Source organism: Paenibacillus rhizosphaerae, from assembly GCF_014192015.1.
Taxonomy (GTDB): Bacteria; Bacillota; Bacilli; order Paenibacillales; family Paenibacillaceae; genus Paenibacillus_AQ; species Paenibacillus_AQ rhizosphaerae.
Window position 1 is genome coordinate 1568046 of record NZ_JACHXJ010000002.1, and the last position, 23534, is coordinate 1591579.

The 23534-nt window shown below is 47.1% G+C and carries 24 protein-coding genes; 18 read left to right on the forward strand and 6 right to left on the reverse strand.

Annotated elements, in window-relative coordinates; translation table 11 throughout:
• Window positions 1-683 precede the first annotated feature (683 nt).
• Complete coding sequence (locus FHS19_RS15755; protein WP_183582704.1) at window positions 684-2432, forward strand: SgrR family transcriptional regulator; 1749 nt, start codon at window positions 684-686, stop codon at window positions 2430-2432.
• 732 nt (window positions 2433-3164) lie between these two features.
• Here FHS19_RS15755 and FHS19_RS15760 read toward each other — a convergent pair.
• On the reverse strand, window positions 3165-3344 hold the full coding sequence (locus FHS19_RS15760) for a TetR/AcrR family transcriptional regulator (RefSeq protein ID WP_183582705.1): 180 nt from the start codon (window positions 3342-3344) through the stop codon (window positions 3165-3167).
• A 768-nt stretch (window positions 3345-4112) separates the two neighbouring features.
• Here FHS19_RS15760 and FHS19_RS15765 point away from each other — a divergent pair.
• The 4 genes from FHS19_RS15765 to FHS19_RS15780 all read left to right on the forward strand — a co-directional run bounded on the left by FHS19_RS15765 (window position 4113) and on the right by FHS19_RS15780 (window position 8335).
• Window positions 4113-5498, forward strand: coding sequence for an MmgE/PrpD family protein (locus FHS19_RS15765; RefSeq protein WP_183582706.1), 1386 nt, complete (start codon window positions 4113-4115; stop codon window positions 5496-5498).
• Between the two features lie 295 nt (window positions 5499-5793).
• Window positions 5794-6354 (forward strand): TetR/AcrR family transcriptional regulator, encoded by a 561-nt coding sequence (locus FHS19_RS15770; protein ID WP_183582707.1) that lies wholly within the window; start codon window positions 5794-5796, stop codon window positions 6352-6354.
• Window positions 6355-6429: 75 nt separating this feature from the next.
• Window positions 6430-7176 carry a 3-oxoacyl-ACP reductase family protein gene (locus FHS19_RS15775; protein WP_183582708.1) on the forward strand — a complete coding sequence of 249 codons (747 nt, stop codon included), beginning with the start codon at window positions 6430-6432 and terminating at the stop codon, window positions 7174-7176.
• A gap of 154 nt (window positions 7177-7330) precedes the next feature.
• Window positions 7331-8335 carry an oxidoreductase gene (locus tag FHS19_RS15780; RefSeq protein ID WP_183582709.1) on the forward strand — a complete coding sequence of 335 codons (1005 nt, stop codon included), beginning with the start codon at window positions 7331-7333 and terminating at the stop codon, window positions 8333-8335.
• A gap of 887 nt (window positions 8336-9222) precedes the next feature.
• Here the strand turns inward: FHS19_RS15780 and FHS19_RS34580 are convergent.
• Complete coding sequence (locus tag FHS19_RS34580) at window positions 9223-9474, reverse strand: hypothetical protein (RefSeq protein ID WP_204797531.1); 252 nt, start codon at window positions 9472-9474, stop codon at window positions 9223-9225.
• Window positions 9475-9708: 234 nt separating this feature from the next.
• Window positions 9709-10011 carry an alpha/beta fold hydrolase gene (locus FHS19_RS35675; protein WP_376771884.1) on the reverse strand — a complete coding sequence of 101 codons (303 nt, stop codon included), beginning with the start codon at window positions 10009-10011 and terminating at the stop codon, window positions 9709-9711.
• A 113-nt stretch (window positions 10012-10124) separates the two neighbouring features.
• Between FHS19_RS35675 and FHS19_RS15790 the strand changes: the two genes are divergently transcribed.
• The 4 genes from FHS19_RS15790 to FHS19_RS15805 are packed head-to-tail and all read left to right on the forward strand — an operon-like array spanning window position 10125 to window position 12534.
• Window positions 10125-10724 carry a sulfurtransferase TusA family protein gene (locus FHS19_RS15790; protein ID WP_183582710.1) on the forward strand — a complete coding sequence of 200 codons (600 nt, stop codon included), beginning with the start codon at window positions 10125-10127 and terminating at the stop codon, window positions 10722-10724.
• Entirely contained in the window at window positions 10721-11116 is a 396-nt protein-coding gene (locus FHS19_RS15795; protein WP_183582711.1) for a DsrE/DsrF/DrsH-like family protein, read from the forward strand. The genes FHS19_RS15790 and FHS19_RS15795 overlap by 4 nt, the downstream gene beginning before the upstream one ends.
• 22 nt (window positions 11117-11138) lie before the next feature.
• Window positions 11139-12290, forward strand: a complete 1152-nt coding sequence (locus tag FHS19_RS15800; protein ID WP_183582712.1) for an MBL fold metallo-hydrolase — start codon at window positions 11139-11141, stop codon at window positions 12288-12290.
• A 16-nt stretch (window positions 12291-12306) separates the two neighbouring features.
• The gene (locus tag FHS19_RS15805; RefSeq protein ID WP_183582713.1) at window positions 12307-12534 is read left to right on the forward strand and encodes a sulfurtransferase TusA family protein; all 228 of its coding nucleotides are present in this window, start codon (window positions 12307-12309) and stop codon (window positions 12532-12534) included.
• A 37-nt stretch (window positions 12535-12571) separates the two neighbouring features.
• Here the strand turns inward: FHS19_RS15805 and FHS19_RS15810 are convergent, their stop codons facing one another.
• Window positions 12572-12742, reverse strand: a complete 171-nt coding sequence (locus FHS19_RS15810) for a hypothetical protein (RefSeq protein ID WP_183582714.1) — start codon at window positions 12740-12742, stop codon at window positions 12572-12574.
• A 112-nt stretch (window positions 12743-12854) separates the two neighbouring features.
• Here FHS19_RS15810 and FHS19_RS15815 point away from each other — a divergent pair, with 112 nt between their 5' ends.
• The 7 genes from FHS19_RS15815 (at window position 12855) to FHS19_RS15845 (ending at window position 19974) form a co-directional block, all read left to right on the forward strand.
• Entirely contained in the window at window positions 12855-13649 is a 795-nt protein-coding gene (locus FHS19_RS15815; protein ID WP_183582715.1) for a sulfite exporter TauE/SafE family protein, read from the forward strand.
• Window positions 13650-13758: 109 nt separating this feature from the next.
• Entirely contained in the window at window positions 13759-14232 is a 474-nt protein-coding gene (locus FHS19_RS15820) for a DsrE/DsrF/DrsH-like family protein (RefSeq protein ID WP_183582716.1), read from the forward strand.
• A gap of 76 nt (window positions 14233-14308) precedes the next feature.
• Window positions 14309-14578 (forward strand): metal-sensitive transcriptional regulator, encoded by a 270-nt coding sequence (locus tag FHS19_RS15825; protein ID WP_183582717.1) that lies wholly within the window; start codon window positions 14309-14311, stop codon window positions 14576-14578.
• A gap of 48 nt (window positions 14579-14626) precedes the next feature.
• Entirely contained in the window at window positions 14627-14944 is a 318-nt protein-coding gene (locus FHS19_RS15830) for a rhodanese-like domain-containing protein (protein WP_183582718.1), read from the forward strand.
• A gap of 1147 nt (window positions 14945-16091) precedes the next feature.
• A complete protein-coding gene (locus FHS19_RS15835) occupies window positions 16092-17336 on the forward strand; it encodes a Gfo/Idh/MocA family protein (protein ID WP_183582719.1) in 1245 nt (414 codons plus the stop codon).
• Window positions 17337-17752: 416 nt separating this feature from the next.
• A complete protein-coding gene (locus FHS19_RS15840; RefSeq protein WP_183582720.1) occupies window positions 17753-19051 on the forward strand; it encodes a phytoene desaturase family protein in 1299 nt (432 codons plus the stop codon).
• A gap of 38 nt (window positions 19052-19089) precedes the next feature.
• The gene (locus FHS19_RS15845) at window positions 19090-19974 is read left to right on the forward strand and encodes an RNA polymerase sigma-70 factor (protein WP_183582996.1); all 885 of its coding nucleotides are present in this window, start codon (window positions 19090-19092) and stop codon (window positions 19972-19974) included.
• Between the two features lie 264 nt (window positions 19975-20238).
• On the opposite strand, the gene FHS19_RS15855 is transcribed toward FHS19_RS15845, so the two are convergent.
• Entirely contained in the window at window positions 20239-20616 is a 378-nt protein-coding gene (locus FHS19_RS15855) for a winged helix-turn-helix transcriptional regulator (RefSeq protein ID WP_183582721.1), read from the reverse strand.
• A 165-nt stretch (window positions 20617-20781) separates the two neighbouring features.
• On the opposite strand from FHS19_RS15855, the gene FHS19_RS15860 reads away from it, so the two are divergent.
• Window positions 20782-21804, forward strand: coding sequence for a zinc-binding alcohol dehydrogenase family protein (locus tag FHS19_RS15860; protein WP_183582722.1), 1023 nt, complete (start codon window positions 20782-20784; stop codon window positions 21802-21804).
• A gap of 352 nt (window positions 21805-22156) precedes the next feature.
• Here FHS19_RS15860 and FHS19_RS15865 read toward each other — a convergent pair whose 3' ends face one another.
• The gene (locus FHS19_RS15865) at window positions 22157-22327 is read right to left on the reverse strand and encodes a hypothetical protein (RefSeq protein ID WP_183582723.1); all 171 of its coding nucleotides are present in this window, start codon (window positions 22325-22327) and stop codon (window positions 22157-22159) included.
• A 536-nt stretch (window positions 22328-22863) separates the two neighbouring features.
• On the opposite strand from FHS19_RS15865, the gene FHS19_RS15870 reads away from it, so the two are divergent.
• Window positions 22864-23472, forward strand: a complete 609-nt coding sequence (locus FHS19_RS15870; protein WP_183582724.1) for a YdcF family protein — start codon at window positions 22864-22866, stop codon at window positions 23470-23472.
• Window positions 23473-23534 lie beyond the last annotated feature (62 nt).

A 23534-nucleotide genomic window follows, 5' to 3' on the forward strand; every position in this document is an offset into this window, starting at 1 on the left:
TTATGCCCTTAAATCAACAATAAGTATGCTGCGTTGAGATAATACGGATGGTATTCTAAATAATAATGAAGATACAATGAGGATAGTGAAATAATGCATACTCTTATGACTACTCTTCACAGGGGACTTGGAATAGCACTTGCATAAGTGAAGAACAGTATGACTCCAATAGAAAAGAGTATCTTAACAAGCTGGCAGATGACGGAATTAATTCACAGTATATTGTGACATCATCAAGAGAATGTAATGTTGTTGGTAATCGACTAGAGCGACAGGAAGCACCTGTAGATAGCCGCAAGGCCGTTTATTGGTGCTTCCTGTATTTGTTTCCAATCAAATTCTATCCAAATGAGTGGTATAATTCGACCAATTATTTGAGTGTAATTGTCAGTTAAATACTAGTAATCGAGTCGAGGTATGTTCTGAAGACATAGAAGGAATGAAAAGAACGTCCTTTATTCATTATAGGTTCTTAACTTGACAAAATCGGACGACATATAGATTCGATAAGCGTAATTGATAAAGCATGGGATAGAGATGTACCAGCATATCGAGGCGATTACGGGATGTCATGGTCTATTCAAAAGGGGATAGAAGGTGTATACTTGCGAAAAAATGACTTCCTCTTTTTTGGTATAGATTAAGGTTAGGGGGGACCCGGCATGCTGTTAGAAGATAGATATTTGCTGCTGTACGAATGTTTTGGTGGCAACACGGAGCTTGGGCTACCTGTGGAAGTGACGTTGGAGGAGCTTGCGGATGCAATGTATTGCACCACTCGCAACGCCAAGCTGATTCTAAGGAAATTGGAAAGTGATCATTTGATAGAATGGCTGCCCGGACTGGGCAGGGGAAACCACTCTAGAATCGTTTTTAAGGTCGACAAAGAAGTGTACTTGAACGAGTTACTCCAGAACCATTTAGAGCAGGGAGATTACAAGCGGGCTTTCGATCTGATCGGCGGGCATGGGATAGGAACGCTTGCCAAGCCGAAATTTCTTGAGTGGCTTGATAACCACTTTGGCTACAAAAAAGGGGAAAATGGAGATCTCGAGGATATGCTGATCTTCCCAGTGATCAAATCACCGCAGACACTGGATCCCGCCAAGTTGCTTAATTCGTTTGATTCCCATTTGACCCGGCAAATTTTTGACAGGCTGCTCCATTTCGACGAACAACTTGGTCGAATCGTTCCCATGATCGCTCACACTTGGTCGCCCAACTCTAGTGCCACGGAATGGACTTTTTATCTGCGTAAAGGCGTTCGTTTTCATAACGGGCAGGAGCTGACCTCCAAGGATGTACAATTTACGCTCAACCGGCTTCAGAACGGGAAGTCAAATAGCTGGTTAATGAGCGGCGTAAAAAGCGTCGATACGATTGGTCCTCGCGCGCTCCGTGTGAGACTGAGCCGGCCGAATCGGATCTTTGACCGTTTCATGAGTTCTACAGCTGCCTCCATTCTTCCGTACGGTTTCGCGGGGATGGAAGAGGAGGCTTATTGGACTCATCCCATCGGGACAGGGCCGTTTCGATGGGTGGAAAAAAAAGCCGGACGAATCAAGATGGCGGCGTATGACACCTATTTCCTAGGCAGACCCTATTTGGATGGCGTGGACATCGTGATCATGCCGGAGGACTGTGGTCCGGAAATGGAAGGTATCGCTAAGGTCTATCACAGCTTGGATACGATGCGGATGGATCGGGATGCTCCTGAAGATGCCTGGCAGCACATTGAGAAGCTCGGCCAATGTAATATCCTGCTGACTTGGAACGTTTCGCGTGAAGGTCCGCAGCGATCGGAAGCGTTTCGTCGGGCGGTTAGAATGATTCTTCATCCCGGAGAAATGGTCGCCCAGTTGGGAGGCGAGCGGGGGCTCCCTGTTCTTGGCTTTCGCTCAGAGGCAAGCCGTACGCATATGGTGGAGTCTATATTGCCCGAACGCGTCCATAGGGCGCTCGAAGAGTCAGGTTATAAGGGGGAGGTCCTTCGTTTTGCATTCCCAGAAAAATATGATGAAGACGGCAGGTGGATCGTAAACCGGCTCGCCAGTTGGGGGATTCAAACCGAAATCATGGATTACAACCAATGGAAGGATTCGGACTTTGCCGTCACGTGCCTAATATTGGCGGATGACGAGGTTTGCGAGATCGAAGCTTACGAACACCCTGATTACATCATGCAGACTTATTTTGATGGAGAACGGAAGGCGTGGATTACCAGCCAGATCAATGCAGCAGTGGCGGCCGAATCAACCGAGCAGCGACGCATGTTCCTAAAGGAGATTGAAGAGCATATCCGGGATGAAGCAACAGTTATCTTTCTACATCATCGGAAGCTGAGCACCTTTTTGCATCCTACCGTACGAGGTGTTTGCCTGAATCCGCTCGGCTGGGTTGACTTCAAGGAGGTTTGGCTGGAGCAAGCATGACGGAGGCATCGGATAGCGACCGGTACCCATCCGGAAAACATTTGTTTTGAATAAACGAGTTTATGAACAAGAACTTGTGGTTATTCCACCGGGGGAATTACATGAACAGTCCATCCGGCAATAAATGTTGAAGTCAAATTGACCAGCGATACGTTAAGCCGGGCGCAAAATGGAAGAACTGGTTCGCGAGCTTCCATATAAATCACCTATTCAGTACTCATTAAAGATGCATGATCGTTCAAAGTATGAGTTGCTGCCAAAATGAACCCAGAAATGGATCTGGAAACAACAACATCATCCTTGTTTGAAGCTCAGCGCAGCAGCTAATCCAATCGATTAGCTGCTGTTTTAATAACCGACCAGAGAAAGTGGGGATTTTAGAGACTCGCTGATGAAGATAGTTCCTGGTTCCTCTAATTTGTGCTCACGGATCGAGAATAGAGGAATTAGGTCTTCTATAATGTGGTGGTTTCGAGAGCAGAGGGCAATACAACAAAAAACCATATGAAAGCGCACAAATAAATCATGCATCTTTCTTTATGGTTATAAGGTTAGATAAGGTTATAGCCTAAAATATTTTGTATCACAAAAATTATACAAGGACTGCTTGGTTAATGAACATAAATTCTTTAGGAAGTTCAAGTCCATATGGGAGCCGATTCAATTGGAATCGCTTAAAGCTTCCATAAAACTAGCTCCTGGATCGTAGTCTCTCAGCAGCCATTCACCCATTTACCCACGAGCATTTTTATAAACAGCATTCACCAAATCCTCTTTATTAGAAAAATAGTTATAGATCGTTCCTGAACCAACATTTGCCCGCTTGATCAACTTGGCGAATGTAACCGATGGCAACCCTTCCTCATGAATCAAATCAAGTGTGGCAGTCATAATGTCTTGCTTTTTACCCATAACATTCCACACCTTAATAATTTAGTATGAAATCAAGATAATTGTCAAAAAGACAGGAGTATCTGTAAGGTAATTGCCTTTTAACTTGGGTTGTGATCTCACTATACACGGTATAATAGACGAATGGAATATAAATTCCAATATGCAAAAAAAATTAAACAAAAGAGAAAACTTTGATAGCCACACAAAAGTTATTTCTATATATTAAGTTATCGGAATACATATCCCAGGTTAATTTTCTACTGCTTCTACAGTTCTTGAAATTAGCAATTATATTATGCATAACCCGTATAACAAAAAGAGATGAATGGAATGTTTATTCCAAAAACCATTGACGAGAGAAGAGGATAGAGGTATACTGTGATCGTTGGAATGAATATTCCAAAGAGCCTGTCATATATGGAAGTGGCAAGAAAGCAACATATCGTAGGGGGCGAAAAAAAGCGACCGCCTGTCTGATTTAAATGGAATCATACACAATAACTTATAAAGGAGTAACAATATGAATACTTATGAAAAGCTCTATATCGGTGGCAAATGGAAATCGCCTGTCAACCTATAGGTAATTGTAATTCGATCCTCTCATGATCAAACGATAATAGATAAAGCAGCACAAGCATCACCGGGAGATATAGATTTAGCCGTCTCTTTTTTTGCCGTAAATAAAATGATCGTTCTTTTGCACGAAATCCGGATGCTTTTTAACACTGAATACCCAAAGATTTTACGAATGGAGTTTATCAAAAATTACAAAAGGATGATGTCAAAATGAAAGTCACGTCCGAGAACGTTCACACAATATCTCAACGACTGGCAAAGTGGGTGGAGTCGTTACGATATGAAGATCTTCCCATGGAGGTAATAGAGAGAACAAAGCTGTTAATTCTAGATCAACTCGGTGTTCAACTGATGGGTTCAACATTACCTAATGTCCAACCTGTCCGACGTCTTGCAGATTCGATCAAAGCCGTACCAGAAAGCACAATTTCACAAGGAAGTGTTCGCACCAATGCCGCAACGGCTGCGTATGTCAATGGCACATTTGGTCACAGTTGTGAATACGATGATGCACACATGCTTGCATGGCATAGCAGTTCGGCCGTTATTCCGGCCGCACTGGCCTTAGCCGAACGAGAGAATGCTTCAGGCAAAGAACTCATTACCGCAGTATTGACTGGTGTACAGGTCATGTGTATCCTTGGTACTGCAATGGGACAAGCTATGCAGACGGTCGGATGGCACGGATCAAAGGTAATGGGGGTATTTGGTGCCGCAGCAGCAGCCGGCAAAATCCTCAAACTTACCCCATTTGAACTAGCCCATGCTTTCGGCATCGCGGCTAGTGATGCAGGTGGAACGATGGAATATGATCAAAGTGGCGGAGAAGTGAAACGATTACATGCCGGGTCTGCATCTCGTTCTGGATTGGAAGCTGCGCTTTTGGCTCGCAGTGGCTTTACCGGCCCCTCAACAATATTTGAGGGACAACGGGGGATCTTTAAAAATTTTGGTGGAACCGAGGAACCGCAGCGACTTGAAGATGCATGGAATCACTGGCATATTCTTGATACCATTTTTCGATTCTTTCCAGGAGTGGGTACGGTGCATGCACCACTTGAAGCCGTCTTGCACCTACGGGAGGAGAATGACATCGATTGGCGAGGTATTAAAAAAATCCGAATCGGACTAGACAGCTTCGCCATTGGTCACGGGGCTTCTATAACCCGTCCAACTGACGCAATCTCAGCACAATTTAGCCTTGGATTCGGTATTGGGCTACAATTCATCTCCGGACAAAATTCGCCACATGATTATTTTGATCAATCCCGATGGGAGGACCCTGATATTCTCTCTATCATAGATCTTATCGAGACGTATGCAATCCAGATCCCTGAAGGTGATCCAGCCCTTAGTGCGAACGTTGAAATTATTATGAAAGATGGCCGAGGCTATGAAAGATACCAACGTGGCTTCCGAGGACATCCCGTATCGCCAGCCACTTCAAAAGATATCCAGGACAAGTTTTATAAAAACCTCACTCGTGTATCCTCAGCTATGAGGGCGACAGATATTCTAGATTCCGTGATGTCAATCGAAAGAATGGACAGGGTGCATCGATTAACAGGTTTACTTAGTTCGAATCCCAATCATTGAAATGGGTTTGTATGTACACGACCGCTCAGAAATGAGCGGTTTTACTACTTACGGGTATATCAACAAATTTATATTTTTTGTATGAATAGAAGGCCACTTTTCAACGACTGAACATCGTATCGTGAACACAGGATGAGTTGTTCCGAATCGATGAATAAAAAAATTTCTATTCGTTCAACTTAAAGGAGGAGAAGGAAATAGCGTGTTTGATACGCTTGAATTGGAATGATCGTTTCCGAAAGCATTGACTGTGCTTCTAAATTCAGATAGTATACGTACGAGGGGGTGATGAGTAATGTCCAGACTAAAAACATTTCAGATAGAAGAGATAATCGATAAGGCAATTGATGTTTTTCGAGAAAAAGGTTATGAGGGGACGTCCATGCAGGATTTGGTTAGTGCATTGTCTTTAAATAGGAGCAGTATCTACCAAACATTCCGAAGTAAAGAAGACTTGTATTTAGTGGCACTGGATCGCTATGGCGAGAAAACGAGCGATATTACTTCCATCTTATATGAACCGGGCACTTGTAAAGATGTTCTTTTGAGGTTTTTCAATAGGTTGTTTGAACATAATCGGGATAGAACTTGCTTACTCATCTATGCATCCTTGGAAAGGAGTGAGCATCCGGAAGTTCGAGCAAGAGTTAGTACGAATAATAACTTAAGAGAACGAGCTTTCTTTCAATTACTTTCTCGCGGAATTGCCAATGGCGAAATAAAAGGCAATCCCAATTTACGTGATCTTTCTAAATACCTTGTAAACGTTGCGAATGGAATAACCGTCACGTCCGCGAATGCCGATCGAAAAACATTGGATACCATTTTAGAGACCTCACTTTACTTTTTAAGATAATTTTTTTTGTTCTAATTTGGAATGATCATTCCCTTAAAAAACAAATGTAAATCACTTAAAAGGAGACTAAATATCATGAATAAAAATTTTTTAAATGGAAAAACGGCATTTGTTACAGGCGGTTCTCGCGGTATTGGGGCATCGATTGTTAAAAAGTTGGTTAAAGACGGTGCGGCTGTAGCGTTCACGTATGCCAATTCTGCTGAGAAAGCTAATGAGTTGGTTAAGAGCATTGAGGCTGAGGGTGGGAGAGCTCTGGCCATTAGAGCCAATAGTGAAAATGCCGACTCTGTGAAGTTAGCCGTTGCCGAAGCGATTAACACTTTCGGTCATTTAAATATACTGGTTAATAATGCAGGGATCCTTGATGTTAAACCATATGACCAATTTACTATGGAAGAGTTCGACCGCACGGTTGCTGTTAACGTTAGAGCTGTTTTTGCTGCCATTCAAGCAGCCGGTCCCCAAATGCAGAGTGGTGACAGAATCATTACGATAGGCAGTGTAAATGCTGATGTAACCGGTGTTCCCGGAATGAGTTTATATAGCATGTCCAAAGCCGCAGTGGCCGCTATGACTCGCGGTCTTGCTAGGGATCTAGCACCGCAAGGGGTAACAGTTAATAATATTCAGCCAGGTCCGGTTGATACCGATATGAATCCAGCTGAAGGGCCTATGGCTTCCATATTAAAGAATGTGATCGCTCTTGGCCGCTATGGTACCGCAGATGACATCGCCAGCTTGGTTGTATTCTTATCCAGCCCGGAAGCAAGCTATATTACCGGTGCATCGCTCGATATTAACGGAGGCTTTATGATTTAAGCGTTGAAGACTCTTGCTATGCATTGCTCGATGAAGTTCGTGCGTCAATGGAGTGCCAGTTGACCGAACTGAACACAACACTTCAGTTGACGAAGTTCAAGCTTGAACATTGTCAGGAAGTTAAAGATGGGAAAGAAAAGGAAGGTGCCTTGCGATGGATAAAGCAAATTGGGAAAGAACACCTCAGTGGCCGCTCAATACCGGTTACGGACCGCGTACCACTGCAGAGGAAGTGATCGGCAATATCGACTTGAATGGAAAAACGGCAATTGTCACGGGCGGATATGCCGGTCTCGGACTTGAAGTTTCCCGAGTGCTTGCCAAGGCTGGCGCTCGCATTATCGTCCCCGCGAGATCGCTGCAAAAGGCGGAAGCCGCTGTAGCATCTATTCCGGGAGTGGAACTGGCGGAATTGGATCTGGCTGATCCCGTCTCCATCGATCGGTTTGCCCACACGTTCGAAAGATCTGGGCGTCCGCTGCACATCTTGGTCAACTGTGCCGGTATTATGGCCACTTCGGAGCAACGCGATGGTAGAGGGTACGAATTGCAGTTCGCCACAAACCATTTGGGACACTTTCAGCTTACGGCAAGACTGTGGCCGGCGTTGGAACGTGCGAATGGGGCGCGTGTCGTCTCTGTTTCTTCAGGCGCACACCGATTGGGTGGCATCAACTTCGAAGATCTGAATTTTTTGAGCCAGCCCTACGATAAATGGAAGGCATACGGGCAATCGAAAACAGCGACTGCACTCTTTGCTCTAGAGTTGGATAAGAAGGGGGCCGCTCACCATGTACGGGCTTTCTCGGTTCACCCCGGCACCATTGTGACCGATCTGTCTCGCCACTTGTCCGATGATGAGATGAAGGCCATGGGAGCGCTTGACGAACAGGGGCAGCGTACTATTACTAAAATGACGTCAGAACACAAGACGATTCCGGAAGGAGCGGCCACGATTGTCTGGTGTGCCGTAAGTAAGCAGTTGGACGGCAAGGGAGGCGTTTATTGTCAGAATGTTGACATTGCTCAGCCGGTGCCCAAGGAACGAATCCATGAGCCCGGCATACCCGGCGTATTCCCGTGGGCGATGGACATTCAAGCAGCCGAGCGGCTCTGGCAACTGAGTGAGAAACTGACAGGAGTTTCATTTCAAATCTGAATTGTCATTTTAAGCATCACGCGTCGGGGATTGTAGATTTACCAAGGCTGTTTCGTCGCTTTAACCCCTCCCGCTGTGAAGGACACCTAATCAGGGTGTTCTTCATTTCGCTCTATAGATGGTACGCTGAACCGTATCACGTGTATGTGGTAAAGCGCAGAAGGTTGATTTGACTGCTAGGAATTACGGATAAAATCGGAATGCATATGATGCGAAAAAGTTCGGATACATGGTCTATAAAGAGGGTTATTCGGTACAGAAGATACAGGATGGTGAGTAAATTGAACTGTCCTAAATGTAAAAGTGTAAGACGACAAGAACATATACGCTTAATAGCCGCTTGGCAGCGGCTTTTTCTGTTTTAACGAGATATGTTCTTGTCCAAACCCGACGACAAGAACATATATGGTTAACCGTGGTTGATAAGGATTCTCATTACAGATGTAGCTTTTATCATTTTATAATACGTGGCTGAGCAGCGTCGAAAGAAGAACCGAGTACGATAAGCTGATGCCCGCAAAAACGCAGTAACAAATCTATAACTGGCTACATGCGTTAGAACCGTATCATAAATAAGGGCATTTTATAAAAAGCTCACAGCAGCCTGTATTCACAGCATGCGGCCATAGGAGTGGGTAGACAACACTCCGGTTGAAACGAAGCGTAAACGGGCTTTTGTGAGTTTATTTGCTAAAGAATTATCCCTGACAACGATAGGGAAATATGAATATCGAATGATTTTGTTTGAAGAAATACAATGAATATTCCGATTTGAATGATGCAATATTTAAGCTGTCAAAGAATTCGAGAAGGTGCAATCTGTCACCTTCTCGGGTGCCTCTAGTGCGGCATAGAGACCGACGCCCTTAAGAGAGACCGACCGGACTTCACTTTACCAGGCGCATTGTTGTGAAGGTGAATTTACCGCCTCCGGCTCCGATTACCAGCGCGGGCATGCTCAGTTTGCGGGCGGCGACGAGAGCTGCAATGTCTTCGCCCTCCTGAAGCATAGACTGGTAAAGGCCAATCGCTCCGCGCAAATCGTTGGATCGGGAGTAAGTACGAACGAACTCGTCGATGTCGTCTTCTGTGATTGCTTCTGGTGTCGTGCTTATAGTTGGGAATACGAAATTGTCCAAGAAACTCACGTTCTCGGCCGGAGAGCAGCATCTCGGGAATATTCGGAGTGGCAAGGCAAGAACGCCGATGTACCAAGTGCCCCCATGCGTGACGTCAGCCAGCATCTCTAAGCCGAATCCAGGTCGATCGCGGTGAAGCTGAGTACGTCCTCCGGGTAGGTAGCAGCGAGGCGAAGAACGGTTGCTCCGCTTACGTCCTGGCCTGTGAGGTGAACTGGATCAACATTAAGCTCTTTAATGAGAAGATGCAAGTCTTCGGCAGGTCTTGCTGTTGTAATTACCAGGCCCATTGTCTGAATCACCGAAACCTCTAAGGTCTACGGCAAAAACATGGTGATTCTCGGCTAAAAGTGGAATCAGTTTTCGAAATGTACACCAAGTTTCAGGAAAGCCATGAACCAGTAGGATTAGAGTACCAGTAGTCCACTGCTGATACATAGTGAAGCGTAATCTATAATGCTTAATGAACGAGCGAACTAAAATCGGCCGAGGTGATAAGTTGACAAACGAGTTGTCCCCACCTATAATCATACCCATAGGGGTATATGTATATTAAGTTTATAAATGCCTATACCTATTGGGCAGACTAACCCGTATTGGTTTGTCCTGAAAGTGAACAATTAGTCTCAACCATTGAAGGAGGATGCTCTGTGCCAGAGATCAAAGCAGATCAAACGCTGGACTGTAAAGGCTTGGCTTGTCCGATGCCGATCGTACGGACCAAAAAGGCCATGGACCAGTTGCAGGCCGGTCAGGTTATCGAAGTGCAGGCGACGGATAAAGGCTCGATTGCGGATATTCAAGGCTGGGCCAAGAATACTGGTCATCAGTATCTAGGTACGGTTCAGGAAGGGGATTTGCTGAAGCATTACCTTCGCAAGTCGACCGCCGCTGAAGTAAAGGAGCCGAAGAAGTTTCCGCACACCATCTCCAATGAGGAGCTGAAGAAGAAGCTGGCAAGCGGCGAGAAGGTAAAGGTGCTCGACGTCCGCGAGCCCGCCGAATATGCTTTTAACCGCATCCCGGGTGCGAAGTCGATCCCGCTCGGCGAATTGGAAAGCCGCATGGGTGAACTGACCCCGGAAGACGAAATTCATGTTGTATGCCGAACGGGCAACCGGAGCGATATGGCCTGCCGGCTGCTTGCCGAGAAAGGCTTCAAGCATGTAAAGAACGTCGAGCAAGGCATGTCCGAATGGACGGGACCTGTTGAACAAAATCATGAAAAAATGGAGGCTGATCCTTTATGAGTACAAAAGTTGCGATCATTGCAAGCAACGGCGGTCTCTTCGACGCCTACAAAGTGTTTAACATTGCCACGGCTTCTGCCGCCACCGATGCGGAAGTGGCCATTTTCTTCACCTTTGAAGGACTGAACTTGATTCATAAGGAAGCTCATCACCAGCTGCCGTTGCCAGCCGGCCGCGAGCATTTTGCAGAAGGCTTCAAGAACGCCAACATTCCATCCATTCCGCAGCTCGTCGAGATGGCGCAGGAGATGGGCGTCAAGATCATCGCCTGCCAAATGACGATGGATGTCATGAATCTCAAAGAAGAGGACTTTATCGAAGGCATTGAAGTGGGCGGGGCCGTAACATTCCTGGATTTTGCGAAGGATGCGAACGTGTCCCTGACATTCTAAAACCAAGAGGAGGAACCGCACGATGAGCGTTACAACAGGACAACTAAACAAGACTACAACCAAGGAACTCAACCGAATCGTCCTGGCTAAAGAAGAATTGTTCATTCTGGACGTACGCAACGAAAGCGACTTTAACGACTGGAAGATCGAAGGCGAAAGTATTGAGATCATCAATATCCCGTATTTCGAACTGCTGGATGGTGTCGATGCAGCGCTGGACCGGATTCCGGACGGCAAAAAGGTACTTGTCGTGTGTGCGAAAGAAGGCTCGTCCAAATTCATCGCGGAGCAGATCGTCGAGGCCGGCCGGACGAACGTGCACTACCTGGAAGGCGGCATGAAGTCATGGAGCGAGCATTTGGAGCCGGTCAAGATCGGCGACCTGAAGGACGGCGGCTCGCTGTACCAATTTGTTCGGATCGGCAAAGGCTGCCTATCCTACATGGTCGTTTCCAGCGGGGAAGCAGCCGTCATCGATACGCTGCGGATGACCGATGTGTTTGAACAGTTTGCCAAAGAACAAGGCGCGGTGATCAAGCATACGCTTGACACGCACCTACATGCCGACCACATTTCGGGCGGACGTAGGCTGGCGGAGCAAACGGGCGCAGTTTACTGGCTGCCGCCGAAGGATGCCGGTGAAGTCACATTCCCGTATGAAAAGCTGGAAGAGGGCCGCGATATCACCGTAGGCGGGACGAAAATTGAGATCCAGCCGATTTACTCGCCAGGTCACACGATCGGCAGCACATCGTTCATCGTGGATGGGCAGTACCTGCTGACGGGAGATATCCTGTTCATCGAGTCGATCGGACGCCCCGACCTGGCCGGCAAAGCCGAGGACTGGGTGAGTGATCTTCGCAACACCCTCTACAACCGGTACAAGGAGCTGTCCGGAGATCTGATTGTGCTGCCGGCTCACTTCGGCAAGGTAACCGAACTGGGCGAGGGCGGACGCGTTATGGCCCGTCTGACGGACCTATACCGCAATAACCCCGGCTTGAACATCCGGGAGGAGGATACGTTCCGCCGGACGGTAACGGAAAACCTGCCGCCGCAGCCGAACGCCTACCAGGAAATCCGACAGACGAATATGGGTAAAATAACGCCTAGCGAAGACGAACAGCGTGAAATGGAAATAGGTCCGAACCGATGCGCGGTGCACGATAAATAAGGGAGGAATAGAGAAGATGCAAGCAGATCTGGTTGTCGATACGAAGGGGCTTGCCTGCCCAATGCCGATCGTCCGGGCCAAGAAGGCGCTCGATACGTTGGAGGTCGGGCAAGTGATGGAAGTGCTGTCTACGGACAAAGGCTCCGTGAACGATTTTCAGGCGTGGGTCAAACAAACGAAGCATGAGCTGATCAAGCACGAGGAAGAGAACGGCGTCTACAAGTTTTACGTGAAGAAGGTATAAGCACCATTAAATAAGCGAACACGCGAGGCGTGTTCGCTTATTTTAACCCGTCATAGACAACCCGCACGCCGAGGGCGCAGTAGCTCTCTTCTTTATAATGGCCATCCGGGCAGGCTTTGGTGCAGCAGGCGGCGTCGGTTTCCGCAATCAGCCGCTCCGCACACACGGGGCATTTATCGATAAACAAGCTTTTCAACATCGTAATCATGGCTAATCACTCATTTCACATGAATTTACTTGGATTTATTATACGCATAATCAGCCGTTTCGTATACAGGTTTTTTATAGTTTCCGAAATTCGGGTTGGAAAGGAGAAAAACGTGGATATTCTGCTATTTCTCGTCATGGTCGTACTCGGATTGGTGGGTTCCTTCTTTTCCGGCTTGTTGGGAATCGGCGGAGCCATCATCAACTATCCGTTGTTGCTTTACGTGCCTGCGGTGCTGGGCGCGGCTTATTTTTCGGCACATGAGGTTTCCTCGATCAGTATGTTCCAAGTCTTTTTTGCTTCGCTGGCCGGCGTGATCGCTTTCCGCAAGAAGAGCAACAAGGGATCCGCTGGAGTTGTACACAAAGGGCTGGTTGTTTATATGGGGAGTAGCATCCTGGCGGGCAGCCTGATCGGCGGATTTGTCTCTGGTATGCTTAATGGGGATATGATCAATCTCATTTATGGCATTCTTGCGGTGCTGGCCGTCATTCTGATGCTGATTCCTGCCAGAGGGAAGGATGACCAACCGGCCGCTGAACTGCATTTTAATAAAGGGGTCGCAATTGGGTCAGCCTTTATAGTCGGTATTGTCTCGGGCATCGTGGGCGCTGGTGGCGCCTTTATCCTCATTCCCATCATGCTGACCGTGCTTCGCATTCCTACACGGACGACGATTGCTTCTTCGCTGGCCATCGTTTTCATATCGGCGATTGGCGGAGTCATTGGCAAAATCGGCGGTGGCGGCATCCCCTTATGGCCGACGGTATTCACCGTAATCGGCAGTCTGATCGGGGCGCCTCTTGGGTCCAGGGTAAGCGCGAAGATCAATGTGAAGGTGCTTCGCTACGGACTTGTTGTCCTTATCGCCTTGACCGCGGTCAAAGTATGGTCGAGCATCCTATAAATGCATCGGAAGCTTTTGGAAAGGGGTTGTTACCGCGCCCGTTTTCAGCTATAATAATACCTATAGGGGTATATGTATAAAATCATATGAAAGAGGGTCTAAGCTCATAATGAAAGAGAAATCAACGATTGTCCTATTCAGTGGCGATCTGGATAAAGCCATCGCCGCGTTTATCATTGCCAACGGTGCCGCGGCCTACGACCATGAAGTGACGATTTTCTTTACCTTCTGGGGTCTCAATGCGCTTAGGAAAGATGAAGCAATCCAAACAAAGAAGGGGTTGCTGGAGAAGGCATTTGGCTGGATGATGCCGCGTGGACCGAAGAAACTTGGCCTGTCCAAAATGAACTTTGGCGGCCTGGGACCTCAAATGATCAAACATGTAATGAAGAAGCACAATGCACTTTCGCTGCCGCAGCTGATTGAGCTGGCACAGGAGCAGGGGGTTAAGCTTGTAGCATGCACGATGACGATGGATCTGCTCGGCCTGCAGCAGGAGGAGCTCATCGATGAAATTGAGTATGCCGGCGTTGCCGCGTATCTAGGTGATGCATCGAACGGCAAGGTCAATCTGTTTATCTAAACAATGGAAGTCTCTATTTTTTTGCTCTATACTATACCCATACCGGTATATCAATGGAGAAGGCGAGGAATTGAACATGGATTACAACTACACGGATGAACTAAAGATGCGTCTGCGGAGAATTGAAGGGCAGGTACGTGGTGTGCTCCGACTCATGGAGGAAGGCAAATCATGCAAAGAGGTGGTCGCCCAACTGTCGGCTGTGCGCAACGCTTCAGACAAAGCCATTGCCCAGATCGTAGCGGAGAACCTGCAGCAATGCATTCTAGCCGAGCGGGCAGCGGGTAACCATGATACGGGGAAGATGGTAAAGGAAGCGGTCGAACTGCTCGTAAAGAGCCGTTAACTCGTTGAGCGTATTCCTAAATTTGACCAACACAAAGGAGAGAACATCATGGCATTCAACGTAGCGAAGACGGTGACCCCTCAGGAAGTAGCGGCAAAACTGAAACGCGGGGAGCAGCTCAACCTGCTGGACGTCCGCGAACCGGAAGAGTGGGCGGTCGGTCATGTTGCCGGCGCCAAGCATATCCCGCTGGGGCAGCTATCCCAGCGTTATAATGAATTGAAGCAGGGAGAAGAACTCATCGTCCTCTGCCGAAGCGGCAATCGGAGCGGACTGGCTTGCGAGTTGCTCGCTGAAAGAGGATTCGACGTGATCAATATGACAGGCGGTCTTAACGCCTGGATCGATGAGCTTGTTACCGATTAAACGAATGAACTACGTAGGCAGCAGCCAGAGGCAGCAGCCGTCGTGTTGATCACGGCTGCTGTCATCATCTTAGAGAGGAAAACCGAAAATGACACTCCTAACGATTGCTCCTGTTGTGCTGATCCTGTGGAATACGAGACAGTATTGGCCGGTTCAAGATCTTATTGAGGTAGATGATCTGGATCAAACCAGTTGGTTGATCTAGGCCCGCGTAATTGTAAGACGACAAGAACATATATCGTTTGCCGAAAAAGACAATAACATATTTGGTTAACCGTGGTTGATAAGAATTCTGATTACAGTTGATGAGAGGGTTGAAAGAAGAACCGAGTACGATAAGCTGATGCCCGCAAACGGAGTTTCAAATCTAAACAGGCTTCGGGCTAACGGGCAGGATAGTTTAATTCCTTATTTAGCTAGTAGGCCCCTTTTTTTGAATGTAATAGACCTGATATAATTTTTTTGTAGATAGTAAGCCATTCAAATGATATGGGGTGCATTGGTTATGAAATGGAAGGGAAGTTTTTTAACGGGATTCATAGATTACTACTACCCGACTAATATTTCAGGGTACTACTTCTGATGAAGAGATTGTATCTCTTAATACCACTTGTCATTTTAGTTATTACAACATTTGTAATGAGTTTGGTTTTCTCCGAGTACTTTCATAAAAATGGACTTTCTGCTAGAGCAACTACTCTTGTACCGATCATTTCAGTCGTTAGCTTCCTAGTTGGTTATTTGTCCGCTTTGATTTTCAAAAAATCTAAGTACATAGAATAGTATGAAAATTATTATCTCTATCGGCATCCTCGGCAACATCAGGACCACTGACTCCTGTACATGTTCCCTGTCGGGAGCTTGCCGCATCGACATGATAGTTAATTAAAGGAAATTAACGAAGCTGCCGCGAATATGTATCGTCATCGAGCTGCGCCGGATGCGTCATGCCGTCGAGGCGGCCGGTTAATCGGGAGCGATCGAGGTGGTAATCTTCAACCGGCAAGTAAGGGATATGCCGGGAGACGAAGCGCTCGGCTAATCAAGGAACGTTATTTGCAGCACGTATGAATTTTTATTTGCGGCCTTGGCGGGCCGGGTGATCGCTTCCCGGCTTGTCAAGTCATAGGTTATGGAGGGAAGGAATGTGAAGACTTGTCGCGCCGCGCTGATCGGGATCGGGGGATTCGGCGTTGAGCATGTGAATATCATGAAGAAGCTGGCCGGAGAGGGCAGCCTGCAGGTTGTTGCTTTTGCGGAGCCGAATGTCGGCGCTCATCAGGAGTCTTACGGCAAGCTAACCGCGCTTGGGGCAATCCATTATACGGACTATGTGCGGATGCTCACACTTCATCCGGACATCGATTTCGTCGTGATCGTCACGCCGATCCCCACCCACAAGCCGATGTGCATCCAAGTGATGCGGATGGGCTTTCACGTGCTGGTGGAGAAGCCCCCGGCGATAACGATTCAAGACCTAGACGAGATGATCGCCGTGCAGCGGGAGACCGGCCGCTTGTGCCAGGTGAACTTCCAGACTACGTCGGGCCAGGCGTTACGAATGCTGATGGAAAAGCTCGGCTCCGGCGTGCTCGGGCATGTGAAGCATGTGGTCGGCGTTGGCATGTGGAAACGGCTGCGCTCGTACTACGATCGAACCCGCTGGGCTGGCAAACTGGTCAGCGACGGTCAGTATGTGTTGGACGGGACGTTCAACAATCCGTTCGCCCACTTGCTGCACAACTGCTTGCTGGCGGCCGGAGTCGAAGGCGATCCAGGTTTGTACCCGGAATCGGTACAGGCCGAGCTTTACCACGTCAACGACATCGAGGGGGATGACGTCTCCTGTATTCGCGCCGTTATGGCTAACGGTACGAGCGTTTATTTTTACGCCATGCTTTGCCACGAAGCGAACGAAGTGCCTTCCATTGCCGTGTACGGAACGCGCGGGGAGGCGCATTGGAATTACCAGAACAAGCTGACGATTCGCACGCAGGACGGCGAAGAAGATTTCGCGTTTGGTCCGGCCGGTTTGATGCGCAACATGTATCTGAACCTGATGGAAGCGATCGAGACCCCGGGCAAGCCGCTCTTCTCGCCGATCGAGGCGTGCCGTAGCTTTGTAATGGTATCCAACGGCGCCTATGAGTCGGCACGCGCCGTTCGCGCCATTCCCAGCCGGTTTGTGACCGAGCGGGAGGATGGCGACTCCACGGTGTGCTTGCTGCCCGGCTTGTCCGAGAAGATGAGGGACGCGGCGGCGAAGCGGCAACTGTACAGTGAATACCCGCTTCCTTGGGCCACGCCGACCCGTCCGTTCCGGATGGAGGGTTACAGGCGCTTCGAGCTGCCTGCCGACATGCGCGCAAGCAACGGTCGACCGACCAATTAGAAGCGTCCCTTCCGGGCTCTTGTTGCCGCTTCGCAGCAGGGGGCCCCACTGTTGGAGAAACACTTGTGCCGATTATATACAAATGCTTAGGGATATGGAAAGATGCAAGATGACAAGAACATACACGCTTAATAGCCGCGTAGCTGCGGCTTTTTTTCGTTTTAACGCCGAAAAAGACAAGAACATATATGGTTAACCGTGGTAGATAAGGTTATCGACCACAGGGTTGGAGCTTCGTTTGTGATTTCTGCAAAGTATTGTTTCATCTAGATGTTTGATTTGGTGCTGGAAGCATTTCATATTTCCATTCACTAACGCATGAACTTTAAGCCTATTTTCAAAAATCCTGTCACAGATTCGCAGCCTCCTCCATCTTAGGTTATGAAAAGACTAAACAGTGAAGGAAGGTCTGGCGGATGAAAACATTTGATGCGGCGATCATTGGCGGCGGCATTTCAGGCTTGGTAGCAGCCATTGATTTGGCCCGGGGAGGCAAGTCAGTTGTCCTTTTTGAAAAGGCCGGCCAGCTAGGCGGTCGGGCGATATCGGTCAAGAAGAACGGAGCGATCTTCGATATGGGCTCGCATGCCATCATCAAGGGTGGCGCACTATATGAAATCTTTCAAGATTTAGGGATCCGAATGGAGGGAGGATCTCCTGGGACAAACGTATCGTTTTTATGGAATAATAAAGTCACCCACATGTTCAAATTTATACTCTCCCGAAACCTGAGTTGGTCCGGTAAAATGGAGTTTATCAAGTTTTTTAAAATCTTGACCCGATTCGATGCCGATTCCGTGCCGGCGATCAGCCTGCGGAGCTGGGCCGAACAAGAATTTAACGATCCGATGACACGTCATATCATTTATGCGATGTTACGGACGAATTCGTACGCGGCAGCCATCGATCACCAAATGGCCGGCCCCGCCCTGCGTTCTGTAGCACGCACGACCAAAAAGAACAGTATTGTCTACATTCAGGACGGCTGGATAACTTTGGTGGATCAACTCTATGAAAAAGCAGTTCGGTCCGGCGTCACCATAATTACGGGAAAAAACGTAACGGAAATCAAGCATGACGGGGCCGTACGTCAACTGAAGTTTGCGGACGGCCAGGAGATGGACATCACGCATGTTATTGCCGCCACCCCGCCAGAGGTCACCTTCAAGCTCCTGAGCGATGGGGGCAGCCGTTCGATTACAAACTGGAAGGAGCAGGCGCGTGTCACTAAGGCGGCCACTTTGACGCTTTCGTTGAAACACCTTCCGGCCCCCGATCATTTCGCTGTTCTAGGTCTGGATCAGCCCGTGTATTTCATCAATCAGTCGAAATTTACCCGGTTAAGCGAAGATGGCACTTCGGTGGTGAACCTCACTAAAAGCAATGGCACGGGCGTAGCTGATCCGAAGGCGGATGAACGCTTTCTCGAACAAATGCTTGACTTGATTCAACCGGGATGGAGAAAGGAAGTCGTCGCCCGGCAGTATCTTCCTAATATTACGGTCGCCTACGACTTTATGCACCTAGGCAGGGAAGATCGATTCCCAGGTCCGGACGTACCCGAAATCGCAGGGCTTTACGTGGCTGGAGAGTGGGCCACTCATGGCGAAAATTTGGCCGATGCTGCCGCGGCAAGCGGAAGGCGTGCGGCTCGGCGCGCGATAACGGATATAGAGGCCGTCCGCAAGTCCGGTCAGAAAACCTTATTGCTGTGAGTGACAGGAAGAAAGCGGGGGCCGTCATCTTGGAAAACATGGAAACGGAGCAGGTCTATGCTTTATATAAACCGCTATTATTCTCACTGGCTTACCGTACGCTGGGCAGCGTCCTGGATGCGGAAGATATTGTCCAGGAGACCTTTTTAACCTTGTATAAATCGGGTTCCGACCACATTCACCATATGAAAGCTTACCTATGCAAAATCGTAATGAACCGCTGTCTCGAACGGCTTCGTTCCGCGAGTAGGCAGCGGGAAGTCTACGTCGGTACCTGGCTGCCCGAACCGCTCGTGACCATGGCGGGCGATGATACGGATCCGATGCAGGCATACTTGCAGAAGGAATCGATCTCGACCGCTTACCTGCTGCTCCTGCAGCAATTATCGCATGTGGAGCGGGTCGTATTCCTGCTGCGCGAAGCGATGCAGTACGATTACAAGGAAATCGCCGACACTGTGGGCAAGAGCCCTGAGAATTGCCGACAAATCTTTCATCGCGCGAAACGCAGTCTTCGCGTAAACCATAAGCCGGAACATTTGGAACGCTTGGAAAGCGGGCAGGACGCCGGCTTGGTGGAACAATTCATACGTGCTCTTACTTCGGGCGACGCGGCTCAAATCATGAAATTCCTTTCAACTGATGCGATACTCTTCATGGATGGCGGCGGCAAAGTAAACGCACTGACACGGCCCCTCCAGGGGCACATCCGAATTTCCCGCATCGTTTCGGGCTTCTTGAAAAATTCTCCGCAAAGCTTTACCTATCGGTTTGCCGTGGTTAGCGGACAGCCTGGAATCGTCATCGATAGGGATGGGAAAACGTGGTCGGTTCTTTCCATTAAGGTTTTGGACGGCCGCATCGCGGATCTCTATTTTGTAGTCAATCCGGATAAATTGACGATGGGCAATGTGTTCAGATGATAACGGGAAAGAGTTTGCAGAGTACTGTGCTTATGAAGACTGGTCAAATTATTAAGCACAATGTATCTCATTAGAAGAGTTCATTGGTGACTGGTTACCCAATATGGTGCATGATCAGCATACACCGTCGATCTTTTGGAACCGAGATGATTCTGCAGTTCTTGAGATTCAAGTGCTAATCCGTTAATTCTAATCAAAATGAGCGTCTTGTCGAAGGCACCCAATTGGGTGCCTTTTTGAATCCACCGGGCGCTGCATCAAAAGTCACTCCACTTTGACCAATATATCCCTTTTGTTTACAATCTCCTGGTTATACCTCTCCCCCCAGTCTCTCATGAGGTTAATAATGGGTTCTAAGGTATGACCGAATTCCGTTAACGAATATTCAACCTTTGGCGGAACCTCTTTATAAATCTCCCTGTGTATTACCCCATCATTTTCTAATTCACGAAGCTGAAGGGTCAACATTCGCTGTGTGATATCTGGCATTAACCTGCGAAATTCATTAAAGCGCCTTGTCCCTGACAGTAAATGATATAAAATAATGCCCTTCCATTTACCTCCAACCACTTCTAATGTTACTTCCACTGGACATCCGCGGGGGTCAGGACAAGATGGGTACTCATTATTATTACTTTTCATTTGAATGCCTCCATTCAAGTCTTAGTATAAAAAATGATACTATATAACAAAATTGTGCTTACTTACATAAAATCACCAGCTGCATTATTATAACAGAAGTTGGAGCATGAAAGGTAACTAACTCCCATTTTTATATCGTTGAACAACGAAAGGATGAAATGAACTATGGAAACTATGAAGGCTGTCGGCTTGCATCGTTATTTGCCTATTGAAAACCCAGAAAGTTTGTTGGATCTAAAAATTGAAAAGCCGGTTGCTACTGGCCGAGATTTACTCGTTCGTGTAAAAGCTGTGGCCGTTAATCCAGTTGATTATAGGGTTCGATCACCTAAAGAACAGGTTGAAGAAAACCCCAAAGTTTTAGGCTGGGACGTGGCGGGTATTGTTGAAGAAGTTGGCCCAGATTGCACGTTATTCCGTCCAGGTGATGAGGTTTATTACGCTGGTGACATTACTCGGCAAGGAGGTAATAGTGAATTCCATCTTGTTGACGAGAGGATTGTAGGGAAAAAGCCAAAATCTTTGGACTTTGCACAAGCTGCTGCTCTACCATTAACAACGCTGACTGCTTATGAGGCATTGTTTGAACGTATGAACATTAGTCGTGAACCCAACGAAAATAAGAATAAAACTATTCTTATCATTGGAGCTGCAGGTGGGGTCGGTTCTATAGCTGTCCAATTAGCAAAATGGGCTGGACTGACCGTTATTGGAACTGCCTCCAGACCTGATTCCGTTGCTTGGGCAAAGGAACAAGGGGCTGACCACACCATCAACCACTTCGAAGAGTTCGTCCCCCAATTAAAGCAGTTAGGATATGACACCGTTCCGTACATTCTTTGTCTTAACGCAACAGCTAAGCATTGGAAAAACATGGCTAACGCGATTGCACCTCAAGGAACAATTTGCTCAATCGTTGCAGACGGGCCGCTTGATATACAATCGATCGTAAACAAAAGTGTAACCTTTGTTTGGGAGTGGATGTTTACAAGAGCCATGTTTCAAACGGAAGACATGATTCAACAACATACACTCTTGAACGAAGTAGCCGAATTAATTGATAGTAAAAAGATAACAACTACCCTGAACGAACGTCTTTCCCCTATCCATGCAGCGAATTTACGAAAAGCTCATTCATTACTGGAAACGGGCAGGGTTATTGGCAAAATTGCCATAGAAAATTTTTAATCGTATAAAGCTACGGCAAAGTTGGGAGGGGATTCAGAATGATACATGAATGGCGTGAATATACAATAGCTCCAGGCAAAACTGCGACTTGCACAAGCGGTTTGAGGAAGCACCGCTTGGATACTAGAATGTCGTAGTCGGTGAAAATCCAAAACTCGTTTATCTTTGCGAATTCGAAGATCTCTCCCATCGAGAAATAGCGTGGGCTTAATTTTAGCGATCCCGAGCAGAGTCTATCAATATGGTGAGTGATCATTATCGCAACTTAAACGATGTAACAAGTTTTGAATGAGAGCTTCTTGATTTAAACCTATAAATGAGCAAAGACGGATACAAAAAATGATAGTTACCCCTAAGCCGGTTTGAACCGTTCACAAACGACATGAAGGGACGCCGCTTCGTCCACATTCATAAACAGCTCGGAATCTGTCTTGTTGGACTTGCTTGCGAACAAGGCGTAATCCGTCACCAAACGAATGCGGTTGTCCCAAGCCTGTTGTACCGTACTTATGGGTAAAAGCAAGCAAGACCCACAGGCGAATAAAAGCTGTGGCCGAATGTCGCTTCTTCTTTCGTCACTGCTCAGCCATGTCTATTTAGATGCTTCGAACTATCCACCATTACCTTCACGAAATAACCCACTGCTTTACGAACTATCCACCAATACGAAATAACCCACTACCTTATATTTCTGAAGATTCTTATCAGTCGTGAGTGGCAAGGTTTCTATGCGAAACCCTTCATTCATTCGTGAACAAAGGTTACATATTAATGATTAGCTGACGGGACAATTTAGTTAGGAGTAATCCCAAAATCAGTGTTTGCCCTGTGAACTTCAAAAAAAGCAGCTGGTTATCATCGGCGGGTCATTTTCCGGCGCAAACGGGTAGCTGCCGCCTCCATTATCTTCTGCGTAAATACAGAACATAGCAAAGGAGGAATTAGCGAGTTTGGTTAAGCTAACGGGCAGGATAGTTCAAAAATTTCGAGAATACCCAATATATCGAATATGAAGTTCGTGAATAAGACGCTTATAAGGAGTTAATATGGGGGGCTAATATGCTGATATCAGAAATTTCTATAAATACGTTGAATCGTGAGCAGATAACTAATCTCTTGTATGGCAAGAACATTGAACTGGATAAAGGTAATATTATAGGGGATTGCATTTTTGTATTTGGTGGAACATATATGGAACGCACAGAGAAGGCAGTTGAATTATTTAATAATGGAAGTGCGCCGTATATATTGTTTACTGGAGGGGATAAATACGGTCAACATCGTGTTTCTGAAGCAGTTATGTTACGCAATAAAGCACTTGAATTAGGGGTGCCAGAAGATAGAACAATTATTGAGTCTGAATCCAACAATACACTGGAAAATATCATTTGCTCTCTTTTAGTATTAGAACGCAAATTTGGTTTACATAAAATAAAACGCTTGCTGCTTGTTAGTTCTCCAGGACATATGCGCAGATGTATTTTAATGTGTAGAACTTTTATGCCTCCGTGGATCGAGCTGATATGGTGTCCGGATAAGCGATCAGTAGGGCAACGTGATAATTGGTGGAAAGACCCAGAATGGGAGCGCAGAGTTATGGATGAAACCTTCAAAGTTGTGAACGGAGTAAAAGAACGATACTTTATAGATGCAGAAGTAGATATTTAGAAGATAATCAACAAAAAAGCAGCCTGCTTTTTGGTAGGCTGCTTTTTTTCTCAATTAAACGA